The sequence below is a fragment of the Lysinibacter cavernae genome, from assembly GCF_011758565.1.
GTDB classification, from domain to species: Bacteria; Actinomycetota; Actinomycetes; order Actinomycetales; family Microbacteriaceae; genus Lysinibacter; species Lysinibacter cavernae.
The window spans coordinates 307,071-320,000 of the sequence record NZ_JAAMOX010000001.1; the positions used below are offsets into that span (position 1 = coordinate 307,071).

Annotated in this window: 11 protein-coding genes; 3 read left to right on the forward strand and 8 right to left on the reverse strand. The window is 61.1% G+C overall.

Annotated elements, in window-relative coordinates; genetic code table 11:
* Window positions 1-49: 49 nt before the first annotated feature.
* From FHX76_RS01325 to FHX76_RS01345, 5 genes are all read right to left on the reverse strand, one after another.
* Window positions 50-382, reverse strand: a complete 333-nt coding sequence (locus FHX76_RS01325; RefSeq protein ID WP_167146884.1) for a transcriptional regulator — start codon at window positions 380-382, stop codon at window positions 50-52.
* Entirely contained in the window at window positions 372-839 is a 468-nt protein-coding gene (locus FHX76_RS01330) for a hypothetical protein (protein WP_167146887.1), read from the reverse strand. The genes FHX76_RS01325 and FHX76_RS01330 overlap by 11 nt, the downstream gene beginning before the upstream one ends.
* 109 nt (window positions 840-948) lie before the next feature.
* A complete protein-coding gene (locus FHX76_RS01335) occupies window positions 949-1,680 on the reverse strand; it encodes an alpha/beta hydrolase (RefSeq protein ID WP_167146890.1) in 732 nt (243 codons plus the stop codon).
* Between the two features lie 238 nt (window positions 1,681-1,918).
* Window positions 1,919-2,533: a M23 family metallopeptidase gene (locus tag FHX76_RS01340; protein ID WP_167146892.1), complete on the reverse strand. Its 615-nt coding sequence runs from the start codon at window positions 2,531-2,533 to the stop codon at window positions 1,919-1,921.
* Window positions 2,530-3,270, reverse strand: a complete 741-nt coding sequence (locus FHX76_RS01345; RefSeq protein ID WP_341777827.1) for a DNA methyltransferase — start codon at window positions 3,268-3,270, stop codon at window positions 2,530-2,532. Before FHX76_RS01345 ends, FHX76_RS01340 begins: the two co-directional genes overlap by 4 nt.
* A gap of 170 nt (window positions 3,271-3,440) precedes the next feature.
* On the opposite strand from FHX76_RS01345, the gene smc reads away from it, so the two are divergent.
* Together smc and ftsY are read left to right on the forward strand one after the other, a co-directional pair.
* Window positions 3,441-7,076: a chromosome segregation protein SMC gene (gene smc, locus FHX76_RS01350; protein WP_167146895.1), complete on the forward strand. Its 3,636-nt coding sequence runs from the start codon at window positions 3,441-3,443 to the stop codon at window positions 7,074-7,076.
* Between the two features lie 41 nt (window positions 7,077-7,117).
* Complete coding sequence (gene ftsY, locus FHX76_RS01355) at window positions 7,118-7,990, forward strand: signal recognition particle-docking protein FtsY (protein ID WP_167146898.1); 873 nt, start codon at window positions 7,118-7,120, stop codon at window positions 7,988-7,990.
* A 27-nt stretch (window positions 7,991-8,017) separates the two neighbouring features.
* On the opposite strand, the gene lipA is transcribed toward ftsY, so the two are convergent.
* Window positions 8,018-9,103, reverse strand: coding sequence for a lipoyl synthase (gene lipA, locus FHX76_RS01360; RefSeq protein ID WP_167146901.1), 1,086 nt, complete (start codon window positions 9,101-9,103; stop codon window positions 8,018-8,020).
* A complete protein-coding gene (gene lipB, locus FHX76_RS01365) occupies window positions 9,100-9,840 on the reverse strand; it encodes a lipoyl(octanoyl) transferase LipB (protein ID WP_167146904.1) in 741 nt (246 codons plus the stop codon). Before lipB ends, lipA begins: the two co-directional genes overlap by 4 nt.
* A 194-nt stretch (window positions 9,841-10,034) precedes the next feature.
* Here lipB and ffh point away from each other — a divergent pair, with 194 nt between their 5' ends.
* Window positions 10,035-11,597, forward strand: coding sequence for a signal recognition particle protein (gene ffh / locus FHX76_RS01370; RefSeq protein WP_167146907.1), 1,563 nt, complete (start codon window positions 10,035-10,037; stop codon window positions 11,595-11,597).
* Window positions 11,598-11,706: 109 nt separating this feature from the next.
* Here the strand turns inward: ffh and FHX76_RS01375 are convergent, their stop codons facing one another.
* The gene (locus FHX76_RS01375; RefSeq protein ID WP_167146910.1) at window positions 11,707-12,846 is read right to left on the reverse strand and encodes a glutamate--cysteine ligase; all 1,140 of its coding nucleotides are present in this window, start codon (window positions 12,844-12,846) and stop codon (window positions 11,707-11,709) included.
* Window positions 12,847-12,930 lie beyond the last annotated feature (84 nt).

A 12,930-nucleotide genomic window follows, 5' to 3' on the forward strand; every position in this document is an offset into this window, starting at 1 on the left:
CGGCATCCGGTCGACGCCGGTGAGTGATGTGTGCACACTGCTCGTTTGCTCAGACCTCCTGCCGTTCTGGATTCAGGTCGTTGCCCTCCGCGATCATCCGGAGCGACCGAATGTGATCGTCAAACGCGCGTTTCCCCTCGTGTGTCAGGCTGAGCCACGTGATGCGACGCGCGTCCTTACGAAGCGAGGACGCCGTCTTGGTTGACGTCACCATATTGTGTTCGAGCAGAACTTTGAGATGCTTCGACAGTGTTGCGTCGCTGACCGCGAGGGTTGTGCGCAGTACGGAAAAGTCGAGCTGGTCAACCGATCGAAGCAGGCCGCAGATTCGCAGCCGGATGGGGGCGTGGATGACTTCGCTGAAGCCGGAGTCATCGGTCATTGGCTATGCGCTTTGCTTGTGACGTGGAGATGCTTGTGCAGATGGCGGTGACCAGAGCGAAGGCGCAGAGGGTGGATGCCATGACCCACCAGTTGAGGTTCAAGGATACGAGGGCAAGCGAAACGCTGAAGAGGCCGAGTGTGCCGAGGAAGGCCGTAGTAAAGAGCAGCCACTCGGTCATTGAGAATTCCGAAAGCTTGACCCCTGTGCTGCGCTGGGCCGTGGTGAGAAGCGCGATGACTCCAAGCAGGCCAAGGATGAGGATGCTGTTGCTGGTGTATTCGCCTGGCAAAGCCGGGCCAGCGGCATAGGCAGCTGCGATGAATCCAAATGCCGGCGCAAGCCACCGCGGCGCCATTGCGTGGCTTGCAAGGCGGCCGCGGTCGGCTGCGAGCTCCTGTAGGAGTTCCTGGGAGTCGATTGGCTGGTTTGATTGAGGGGAGGGATTAGTTTCCATGTTGGAAAGTGTATCTGATTACTTTCCGTCTCGGCAAGTTACTTCTTGGTCTCCTCTAGGCCTGCGGTACGGAGCGGAACCAGCTGTTGGCCCGCCCCGTACCGCGCCATCATCCCAGGTGTCGTTTGAAGAACCTGGCCGCATCGTCCCCCGCAAACTCGGGGACACCCGTGTGCCCACCCATGTTTGCATGGAGGGTCTTCTCCGCGGAACCAAAGGCGTCGAAGAGATCGAGGGCCAGCTGCCGGTCATTGCCGCTATCGTCCCACTGCAACAGGACATGAAGCGGGAGGGTGAGCTGCCGGGCCTCCTCGAACATGCTGCGGGGCACAAAACTCCCTGCGAAGAAGCCTGCCGCCTCGATCCGAGGCTCGACACGTGCCAACCGAATGGCAATAGCGAGGATGCCGCCAGAGAAACCGACCGGCCCCCTGAGCTCGGGTAGCGCGAGCAGTCCGTCAAGAGCGGATTGCCACTCGGGAACTGCCTGCGACACGAGCGGCAGGACAAGGCGATCCACGACCTCGTCAATCGGCCCGCCGACAGCAAGGGCGGCGTGGAGATCATTCCGTGCCCGCTCGATCTCAGGCAGTGGCTGGCGATCGCCGCCTCCAGGCAGCTCGATGCTGGCCGTCGCGAAGCCGTCGGCCGCCGCACGTTGCGCGCGGGCCACCAACCTCGGATGCATCCGTCCGAGGTCGCCGGGGTGACCCAAGAGAATAAGCGGGGCGGGGGAATCCGCGTGAGCTGAAGTTGGCGTCCAAAGGACACCGGGTATCTCGCCTATGCGGAAATGACGTTCCGTGATGTCGCCGACGATATCTTGTGAAGTGAAGTACATGGTCGTGCCTTTCGAGCGTGCTGCGAGTGCGCGCTCCCGGACGACCTACCGCCCGACCGTGTCTCCTGAGGGGAGCGCCCGAATCGAATTGTTCACGGGTACCACCTCCTCAGTCGTGTGTGCACGGTTGCTGCCAGTATAACAACGACGTTCCTGTCACGACGGCGCGTGAATACGCGCGCTATGGTTCGATATATTCGGTCCGCTGTGTTGGCGCTGAGCCGAGCGCGTCAAGGGGTTAGGCGAGCGCGAGGATCTCGCCGTTGCGAGGCAGTGAACCACGAAACGAGATTGGCACGGCCGTTGCCGTGGCGAAATCCGCGCCGGAGAGCGCCTGCACGTGCAGGTGAGGTTCAGTGCTGTTGCCAGAGTTCCCACAACGGCCGATGATCTCCCCGGCCCGAACCCGTTGCCCTTGCCGAACGAGTGCGCTTCCTTGCTGGAGGTGGCAAAGAGCCACAATCGCATTCCCGGTAGTGATGAACACCGAGTTTCCTGCGAGGGCAAGCCACCCGCCCCTCATTCGCCGCCGCTGGCTGAGGGCATAGATGAGTGAGGGAAAGCCTCGATAGGTTTTGTGATCGGGGACCCCGTCGTAGACCGCCTCGACGACCCCGTCTACCGGGGCCAACACGGGGAATCCAAAACCGGGGAAGCGTTCGGGGCGCTCAGGCTGGATCAGCGTGCGCAACGTCACGGGAGCGGTGCGCCCATGATCATCCACCGGAACAAAATCGATGGCGTATGACGTGCCAAACAGCGTGGTTCCGTGGCTGGGAACCCGGTTCGCTGGGCTATTTTGAACAAGCCATTTGCCGGTGAACGGGTAATCGAGGTCAACGGATGTGGTCATGAAGGCCGCCGGAACACGAGTAGCGCGTCGGCAATAAGATCGTGGGGGAATCGATCCCACGTGATCGTTGTGTTGCCAACAGGTGTGAGATGTTGCGCAAGGACACGCTCGCAGTCGTTGATGAGGGGTGTTGTTTGGCCTCGGTAATGGATGTCAGCAACGTTCCACACCACGTATCCACCAGGCACAACGGCGCGAGCGCACTGCGCAGCGACGAGTCCGAGTTCGGAGAGGTACCTTGTGTAGTCGCCGTTGTCCCGTTCGTAAGCCGTCAGCGGGTCCGCCTCGTGGTGGTCTGCGGTCATGTACGGAGGTGAGGTCAGGATGAGGTCCACAGCTGACTCCACGGGGCCGAGGACAGTGTGAAGCAGGCGGAGTAGTTCTCGTGCGTCACCCTCAATGACGCGTGCGTCTGGCATCCGATCCCGGAGCAGGGCGACTCGTTCTGGCAGGAGCTCAATGCCGATCGCCCCACGTCCGAGGAGCAGTGCCCGTTCTATGGTGGTGCCAAAACCAGCAAATGGATCAAATACGATGTCGCCGGGTTTGCTGCACCGGGTGATGACGTGATCAACGAGCGCGGCGAGCATATGCACGTCTTCGTCAGCGCCAAGCGGGCGTTCGCTCTCGAACGCGGTGTGTGAAGCCGGAAGGCTGGATGCGAGGGGCGACCCCTCCTCGGCCCCTGACGGTGCGTTGGCGTGAGGCCTTCTGCCTGGTGCTTGCGGGTGTGTCACACCTACAGCCTATCCAGGCGTGTGTTTCTTCGGCCCGTCGAGAGGGTACAAACGCATGCGTCCGCTAATCTTGAGCCTAGGTAGTGATCGGCTCACCGATGGGTCGTGACGTTGACGGACGCTTGCGTGCGGATGACGGACCATGCGGGCTGAATGAAAGGGGCGTCGACGTGCATCTGAAGAGCCTGACGCTCAAAGGATTCAAATCGTTCGCTCAGCCGACCACATTTGTGTTTGAGCCTGGCGTGACCGCCGTCGTAGGCCCCAACGGTTCCGGAAAGAGCAACGTTGTTGACGCGCTCGCCTGGGTGATGGGGGAGCAGGGCGCAAAGACCCTGCGTGGCGGCAAGATGGAAGATGTCATCTTTGCCGGAACAAGCACCCGCGGCCCGCTCGGACGAGCCGAAGTGCTGCTCACGATCGACAACGCCGACGGCGCCCTCCCCATCGAATACGCAGAGGTCACGATTAGCCGCACGCTGTTCCGCAACGGCGGCAGCGAATACGCCATAAACGGAGAGACGTGTCGGCTGCTTGACCTGCAAGAACTGCTCTCCGATTCCGGACTCGGCCGCGAAATGCACGTCATCGTTGGGCAGGGCCAGCTCGACGCCGTGCTCAGGGCGACCCCGGAGGAACGGCGCGGATTCATTGAGGAGGCCGCCGGCATCCTCAAGCACCGCCGCCGCAAAGAGAAGACCATTCGCAAGCTTGATGCGATGGAGACAAATCTCACGAGGCTCAACGATCTCGCGGGGGAGATTCGTCGCCAGCTCAAACCACTCGGCCGCCAAGCTGAGGTCGCGCGCGAAGCTCAGACCATTGCCGCGGATGTCCGCGATGCAAAGGCGAGGCTCCTCGCCGACGACGTTGTGGGTCTTCGAAAAGCCCTTGACGAGTTCAACCGCAGCGAATCCTCACGCCATAGCGAACGCATCGTGCTGCAAGAGCAACTAGAACAGAAACAACTGCGCATCGCTCGCATCGAGCAGCAACAGGTCGGCGACGCTGTTGACTCTGCACGGCAGACGACATATGCGTTGGAAGCCGCCGAAGAACGCCTGCGTGGGCTCTACACGCTCGCCAACCAGCGCCTCGCCCTGCTTGGTACCCAGGCCGAGATTCCAGATCTTGTCACACACCTGTCCCTGAGCACCGTGACCGAGGCGCAAGAAGAAGTTGCCGACCTTGAAGAGGCGCTTCCCTTTGTGACGGATGACTGGTCCGATGCCGTCGAGCGGACGGCCACCGCCCGCGAGGCGCTCGACTCTATCGATGAGCACATCGCGGCCCAAAGCGCGCTCGTCTCGCGTCATGATCTTGAGATTTCCAAGCTCACCGGTCAGCTTGACGCCGCGCAGACCAGGTTCGCCGCGGTGCGTGGCGAGGTACTCCGCCAACAAACCGCACTCGAATCTGCCGAGCAACGTCATACGATTGCGACGCAGGAACTCGAGATTTTTGCCGAACAGGTCGCCAATCGCGACGAATACGATCACGACCTTGATGAGGCCTACGAGCTTGCCCAACGCACGGTTGGAAGCGCAGAAATAGAGATCGACCGGCTCAGAGATCTCCTGCACGCTCACGAGCGGGAGCGCGAAGCGCTCGCCGCCAAGACGAGCGCGCTCTCGATGGCACTCGACCGCAAGGATGCCGGCGCCGAACTATTGAGCGGCTACGGCGATGGATTACGTGGCCGCGTCGCCGATCATGTGCAGGTGAGCCCCGGCTTTGAGGTTGCCATCGGAGCGGCCCTCGGGACGCTCGGCGAAGCCGTCCTCGCCGAAGACCACGATGCGGCTTTTGCCGCGGTGGATGCCGCAAACGCTCACGACCTCGGTCGCGTTGAGCTCGTCATCGGTAGCGCGACGTATCCAACCGTTGACGTGTCGGACATTGATGGTGTGGTAGCCGCGGTTGGCGTTGTGCAGGCCCCAGGTGGGGTGCTTGGCATTCTGTCGCACACGGTTATTGCCGACGATCTGCACGCTGCTCGTGCGGCCGCAGCATCCATCGCCCGTCGTACCGACCTTGGCATGATTACCATTGTGACGAAGACTGGCGATGTGCTGACCCAGCAGATTCTGCGCGGCGGTTCCGGCAGCGCGCCAAGCCGAATTGAGCTTACGGCAGACCGCGACGCGGCGGCCGAGCGTTTGGTCGATGTTGAGCACACGATCGAGTCTGCGCGTTTTGAGCTTGCTGAGCAGCGCGAGATCGTGCAGCAGTCAAAGGCAACTGCCGCTAACGCGCTCACCGCCCTGCGCGAGAACGACGCGGCGCAGGCGGCCATTACGGAGAAACTTAACCGGCTGCGCGTGCAGTCAGAGGCGAGCGCGGCCGAGGCCGAGCGTCTGCGGGCGAGCATGGGCGAGGCATCCGCAACGGTTGACGAGGCCCAGCATCACGTCAGCGCGGCGCAATCGGCACTTGACGAAGCCGAATCGAGCCCGAGGCCTATCCTCGATGTGAGCGAGCGCGACCTACTCTTTGCCGAGCTTGAGCAGGCACGGTCGACCGAGATTGAGGCGCGCATGAGCGCCGAGACCGCCCGCGAACGCGTCCGCGCAGCCCAAGCTCGGGTTGATGCGCTGAAGACCCAGTACGAGGCGGAACGACGCGCGGCCGAAGAATCCGCGCGGCTCGCCGTGATTCGTGCCCGCCAGGTTGCCATCGCCAGCGATGTTGCTGATCGTCTGCCAGAGGTCCTCGACTCCGTTGGGCGTTCGGTTGCTGAAGCGCGTATGCGGCAGCAACAGGCTGAGCAAGAGCGGGCGGCGCAGAACCAAGAGCTGCTGACGCTTCGTCGAGAAGAGAGCGAACTGCGCGACCGGCTCCGCGTGCTCACCGATAATGTGCACAGCCTTGAACTCCAGATTTACGAGAAGAAGCTTGGGCTGTCGAGCCTGCTTGAACGAGCCGGCAGCGAGCTCGGTCTCGTTGAGGATGTGCTTGTCGCCGAATACGGTCCCGATCAGCTCATCCCCGTGGCGCGGCCAGAGAGCGACGACGATCCGGTGTCGCCTGATGCCGCTCAAACCGACCTGGCAACTGACAAATTAACCGGCGTCAGTGCGGACGAGGGCACCGCTGAGGACACAGAGCCGCAGGGCATCCCATACGTTCGAACCGAGCAGGAGAAGCGCCTCCGCACCGCTGAGCGAAAGCTTGGGGAACTCGGGCGGGTCAATCCGCTTGCCCTCGAAGAGTTTGCCGCACTTGAGCAGCGCCACGGATTCCTTGCTGAGCAACTGACCGACCTCAAGAAAACCCGCGAAGATCTTATGACGATCATCGGTGAGCTTGACGAGAAGATGGAGGGCATCTTCGCTGAGGCGTTTGACGACACCAAGGCGGCCTTCGGAACGGTGTTCCCAGTTCTGTTCCCAGGCGGCACCGGCGACATTTTCCTGACCGATCCCGACAACATGCTCACAACAGGCATCGAGGTGTCGGTCCGACCCGTTGGCAAGAAGATCGAGCGGCTGTCGCTCCTGTCTGGTGGCGAACGCTCGCTGGCTGCGGTTGCATTGCTCATTGCAATTTTTAAGGCGCGCCCAAGCCCGTTCTACATCATGGATGAGGTTGAAGCCGCCCTCGACGACGCAAACCTTGGTCGGCTGCTCACTATCTTCCAGGACCTTCGCGAACACTCGCAGCTCATCGTCATCACGCACCAGAAGCGCACCATGGAAATCGCGGACGCCCTGTACGGCGTTTCCATGAGGCAGGACGGCGTCTCTGCCGTTGTCGGTCAACGAGTAAACGTAGCCGACGAGCCAGCTGACGCCGCAGTTGGCTAGCGCGAAGGGCTGTGGCTTCATGCCCACGCTAGGCTAGTCCTATGGCTTCTACACCCTGGTCTCTCTCCGGCGCACTGCGCGGCATGTTCACGCGCGAAACCATTACGGAAGACACCTGGGATGATCTCGAAACCGCGCTCATCACCGCCGACTTTGGCCCGGACATAACCGAGGCAATTACCGACGAACTGCGCGCCAACGTTGCCAAATACAACACCACCGACCCGAAGGATCTCCGCCGCATGCTGCGTGAAATCCTCGAGGAACGTCTGTCAAAACTCGACCCAACGCTCAAGCTGAGTGAACGACCAGCGGTCATCCTCGTTGTGGGAGTGAATGGGGTTGGCAAAACCACCACCATCGGCAAATTTGCGAAGTTCCTCCGTTCGTTTGATCGCACCGTTGTGGTTGGCGCCGCCGATACCTTCCGTGCGGCAGCCGTTGAGCAGCTCGCCACGTGGGCCGAGCGAGCAGGGGCCGAGATCGTCCGCCCGCAGCACGAGGGGCAAGACCCGGCATCCGTCGCGTTCCAAACGGTTGAGTTTGCCAAGACACACGGTACCGAGATGGTCATCATCGACACGGCCGGTCGCCTTCAGACGAAGGGTGGTCTCATGGATGAGCTCACCAAGATTCGTCGGGTTATCGAGAAACAGGCCCCTGTCTCAGAGGTCCTGCTTGTGCTTGACGCCACAACGGGCCAAAACGGGCTTGCCCAGGCAGACGCGTTCATCAAGCATGCCGGGGTTACAGGGCTTGTGCTCACCAAACTCGACGGCTCAGCAAAGGGCGGCTTTGTGCTCGCAGTTCAGGAGCGCACCGGTATCCCCATCAAGCTTGTTGGGCAGGGCGAGGGTATCAACGACCTCACCGGTTTCACCCCGCACGTGTTTGCGCAGCAGCTGGTTGGTTAGCTCACGCGCGGGGCTGCAGCGGCATCCCTAGCGGACCGCTTGCACAAACTCCCGATCGTCGGTTGCGAGCCTCGAGAATTGCGGGGCGATCTCGCGTCCGTGGGCCCGCATCGTTTGCGCCCAGAGGCGCCCTGCTCGGTACGACGAGCGCACGAGTGGGCCGGCAAGCACGCCGAGGAATCCAATTTCTTCGGCTTCTTCCTTGAACGCAACAAACTCTTCTGGGCGCACCCAGCGGTCGACGGGCAGGTGCCGAGCGGATGGGCGAAGGTACTGCGTGAGCGTGATGATGTCGGTTCCGGCCTCGTGCAGATCGCGGAGCGCCTGGCTGATTTCCTCATCGGTTTCACCCATCCCAAGGATGAGGTTTGATTTGGTGATCATGCCGGCGTCTCGTGCCTGCGTGAGTACGCCAAGCGAGCGCTCGTATTTGAACGCTGGGCGCACACGCTTGAAGATTCGTGGCACCGTTTCGACGTTGTGAGCAAACACTTCCGGCTGTGAATCAAACACAATCTGCAGGAGCTCCGGGTTTCCCGAAAAATCGGTTGCGAGGATTTCCACGCCGGTTTCGGGATTGAGCTCGTGGATCTTGCGGACGGTTTCGGCGTGGAGCCAGGCCCCTTCGTCGGGGAGGTCATCACGCGCAACGCCCGTAATGGTTGCGTAGCGGAGGCCCATCGTACGAACAGAGTCGGCAACACGGAGCGGTTCGCCGGTGTCGTAGTCTGCTGGCTTTCCCGTATCGATCTGACAGAAGTCGCAGCGGCGCGTGCACTGTGCACCGCCGATGAGGAAGGTCGCCTCACGGTCTTCCCAGCACTCGAAGATATTGGGGCAGCCGGCCTGCTGGCAGACGGTGTTCAGTTTTTGCGATTTGACCAGGTCCGTGAGCTCGCGGTATTCGGGGCCCATCTTCGCCCTTGTTTTGATCCACTCCGGCTTTCGCTCGATGGGGGTCTTGGCATTTCGGATCTCAAGCCGAAGCAGTTTTCGGCCGTTGGGGGCTTCGGTCGCGGGTAAGGCCTCAGGGGAAGGCCCGCACCCTCCTGCCGAAGGCCCGCATCCGGTTGCTCCGCTCGGTGTGAGATTGAGGGGAATTGTCCCGGTCATGCTGTTGCCTCCTTGACGAGCGTGGCGCTCGGTACTGTGTGTTGTGCGCCCGGGATCGGCGCTGCCTCTGGTGCCGTGAACGCCGGACGCGTCGTTTCGGTGACGCCAAATTCCGCAAGCGCACGAATCAGATGATTTCGAACGATCGGAGCCAGCTCCTTCGGCGATACTTCGCGGCCGGCGAGAGCTGAGACCGTTGTGACTCCTGCGTCACTAATGCCGCAGGCGGTGATGTGTTCGTAGGGTTCGAGACTGTTGGAACAGTTGATCGCAAAACCGTGCATCGTGACTCCGCTCGCGACGCGCAGGCCGATAGCGGCAACCTTGTTGTGTACGCCGTCGTGTTCAACCCACACCCCGGATCTGCCCTGCACCCGCACAGCGTGAATTCCGAGGTCGTCGAGCGTTGCGATGATTGCACCCTCGAGCAGCCTCACGAAGCCGACAACATTTTTTGCGTCAGGCAATCTGAGGATGGGGTACCCAACGAGTTGACCAGGCCCGTGCCAGGTGATGCTTCCGCCTCGATCAACGTCAACAACGGGGATGTCACCTGTTGGGCGGTGCTTGGCTTCGGTTCGAGTCCCTGCGGTGTACACGCTGTTGTGTTCGCAGAGCACGATCGAATTGGGTTGATCGCCGGCCACAACGGCGGCGTGGACGGTGCGCTGGAGGATCCAGCCTTCCGCGTAGTCAAGGTAGCTTGGGGCAAACCCGGGGGAGAGAATCGTGACCATAACCGCCAGCCTACTATTATTGGACGCTGACTATTTAATCAATCTGACGCTGAGTTTCCAGTCTTCTTGCGTGAAGGATTCGAGTCAGGGTCCGTTGCGTCCAGATGCGGTCCACTCGAGGCGATTCGCGGATTCCGTTGGTTGCGGAATGCCGCGAGCACTCACACTTGCCACCTAGTAGACTGGACCCCGTCATGGCTACTTTTGGAAATCTCTCGGATCGGCTTGCCGACACATTCAGAAACCTTCGTACGAAGGGAAAGCTCTCTGCGTCAGACGTAGACGGCACCGTACGCGAAATTCGTCGCGCCCTGCTCGACGCCGACGTCGCGCTTGAGGTTGTGAAAGACTTCACCGGACGAGTGCGCGAGCGTGCGCTTAGCGACGAGGTCAACAAGGCCCTCAACCCTGCTCAGCAGGTTGTGCAGATCGTGAACGAAGAGCTTGTTGGCATCCTTGGCGGTCAGCAGCGTCGTCTTGAGTTCGCCAAGAACCCGCCAACCGTCATCATGCTTGCCGGTCTCCAGGGTGCAGGTAAAACGACCCTTGCCGGAAAGCTTTCGAAGTGGCTCGCCAAAGAAGGGCATAAACCACTTCTCGTGGCGGCCGACCTTCAGCGACCAAATGCCGTGACGCAGCTGAGCGTTGTCGCTGAGCAGGCCGGTGTTGCCGTATACGCTCCAGAACCAGGCAACGGCGTCGGTGACCCAGTCAAGGTCGCAAAAGACTCAATCAAGTTTGCCGAAACCAAGATGTATGACGTGGTCATCGTCGACACCGCCGGTCGCCTCGGTGTAGATGCCGAGCTCATGAAGCAGGCCTCAAACATCCGCAAGGCCGTTAACCCCGACGAGGTTCTTTTTGTCATTGACGCCATGATTGGTCAGGATGCCGTCAACACGGCGAAGGCCTTCCAAGAGGGCGTTGACTTCACCGGAGTTGTGCTTACCAAGCTCGACGGTGACGCCCGCGGTGGTGCGGCGCTTTCCGTTGCAAGTGTTACTGGCCGTCCGATTATCTTCGCATCGACGGGCGAGGGGCTCGACGATTTCGAGCCGTTCCACCCAGACCGCATGGCGAGCCGCATCCTCGACCTTGGTGACATCCTCACCCTTATCGAGCAGGCGCAGAGCGCCTTTGACGAAGAAGAAAGCCGCAAGCTCGCCGAGAAGATGGCGACCGACAGCTTCACGCTCGACGACTTCCTCAAGCAAATGCAGCAGCTGCGCAACATGGGCTCCATCAAGAAGATGATGGGCATGTTGCCGGGCATGGGCCAGATGAAAGATCAGCTCGAGAACTTCGACGAGCGCGAGATCGTGCGCACCGAGGCCATCATCCAATCGATGACAAAGGCCGAGCGCGAGAATCCTAAGCTGCTCAACGGCTCACGCCGCCTGCGCATCGCAAAGGGTTCGGGCTCAACCGTGACCGAGGTCAACGGCCTCGTCAACCGTTTTGAGCAGGCCGCAAAGATGATGAAAACTGTGGCAAAGGGTGGCATGCCCCAGATTCCTGGCATGGGCCCAATCCCAGGCGGCGGATTTGGCGCAGGAAAGCGCAAAACCAAGGCAAAAGGCAAAAAGGGCTCACGCTCCGGAAACCCCGCCAAGCGCGCTATTGAAAACTCCGGTGCGCCAGCGGCAGAGGCGAAGCCGGCCGGCTCAGGCTTTGGGCTCGGCGGGGGAGCGGCGCCAGCTGGCACCCCGAGCGAAGACGAACTCGCAGCTCTGCAGAAAATGCTTGGCCGCTCCTAGCGAGCGCAGCTCACTTACACCAGTCCAGCACAGATGTGACGCAAGAGTTCCTTCCCACCGGGTTATAGGAACTCTAGCGTCAGATCTGTGCCCTTAACATTGCGGATCGTTACGTGGACTGGAGTCCGTTGGTGAGTTCGGAGCTGAGCGAACGAACAACCGCGCGCAGGTCCCCGCCGGACTGCTCAGCGACACGAAGCTGACGCTGGGAGCTGACGCCAGCATCCAGAATCGAGAGAATCGAAGCCAGCTCGTCGCGGCAGCCAAGGCGATTGGCGATTGGCTCGAGCTCGGTCACGAGGCGTCTCAGATCATCCGAAACCGGCCGTTCTGCTCCCTCTCGCGAAACGATGACCGTTGCATCGATGCCGTAACGGGCCGCGCGCCATTTGTTCTCTCGGATAAACCACGGCTGTAAACGCATCGGCTCACGCCCACTGTCGAGTTCGGTTGAGAGCCGCTCGACGAGGCACTGCGTGAGCGCCGCAACCGCGCCGACCTCGAGCATTGTCGAGAGTCCGTCGCAGGCCCTCATCTCAAGCGTGCCCCACTTCGGTGCCGGGCGAATATCCCACCTGGCCTCGTTGATTTCGCTGATGATGCCAACTCGTGTGACGTCGTCGATATATCGCTCGAAGTCGCCCCACTCCTTGACGTCATAGGGAAGTCCAGCGGTTGGGAGCTGCTGGAACAGCATCGAGCGGTTGCTGGCGTATCCCGTGTCTTGGCCTTCCCAGAACGGACTCGCCGCCGAGAGTGCCTGCAGGTGCGGGTAGTAGGTCAGGAGGCCGTGGAGAATCGGAAGCACCTTGCTCCGGTCTTCGATCCCAACGTGCACGTGCACACCCCAGATGAGCATGTTTCGCCCCCACCACTGCGTTTTCTCCATGAACCGGTCGTAGCGGGCAGACTCAGTCACTGATTGCTCAGGCCACCGACTAAACGGGTGGCAGCCGGCACCAATGAGATCAAGATTCATCGAATCGAGGACAGGACGGACCTGCTGAAGCTGTGATTCGAGATCACCGACGGCCCCAGCAACCGTGGAATGTACGCCGCTCACGAGTTCAATGGTGTTTTGGAATAACTCGGAGGTGATGAGCGGATACGGGGCATCGCCAGCTTGGTTGAGCGCAGCGAGTACCCGAGTAGCCGTGTTGCTCAATTCGCCTGATTCGCGATCCACAAGGGCGAGTTCCCATTCGATGCCCAGCGTTGAGCGGGCAGACGGTGCAAACGTAATGCTCATCCGCGGGGGCCTCTCGTACTGGTGTTGAGCGTGGGTATCACCTAACCTATCGAGAGGGCAGGATGTGCGGGAGAACCACACGGG

Coding starts and splice junctions, on each gene's coding strand:
- FHX76_RS01325 (WP_167146884.1), bottom strand. CDS start 382: ATGACCGATGACTCCGGCTTCAGCGAAGTCATCCACGCCCCCATCCGG.
- FHX76_RS01330 (WP_167146887.1), bottom strand. CDS start 839: ATGGAAACTAATCCCTCCCCTCAATCAAACCAGCCAATCGACTCCCAG.
- FHX76_RS01335 (WP_167146890.1), bottom strand. CDS start 1,680: ATGTACTTCACTTCACAAGATATCGTCGGCGACATCACGGAACGTCAT.
- FHX76_RS01340 (WP_167146892.1), bottom strand. CDS start 2,533: ATGACCACATCCGTTGACCTCGATTACCCGTTCACCGGCAAATGGCTT.
- ftsY (WP_167146898.1), top strand. CDS start 7,118: ATGGCTTCTACACCCTGGTCTCTCTCCGGCGCACTGCGCGGCATGTTC.
- lipA (WP_167146901.1), bottom strand. CDS start 9,103: ATGACCGGGACAATTCCCCTCAATCTCACACCGAGCGGAGCAACCGGA.
- lipB (WP_167146904.1), bottom strand. CDS start 9,840: ATGGTCACGATTCTCTCCCCCGGGTTTGCCCCAAGCTACCTTGACTAC.
- ffh (WP_167146907.1), top strand. CDS start 10,035: ATGGCTACTTTTGGAAATCTCTCGGATCGGCTTGCCGACACATTCAGA.
- FHX76_RS01375 (WP_167146910.1), bottom strand. CDS start 12,846: ATGAGCATTACGTTTGCACCGTCTGCCCGCTCAACGCTGGGCATCGAA.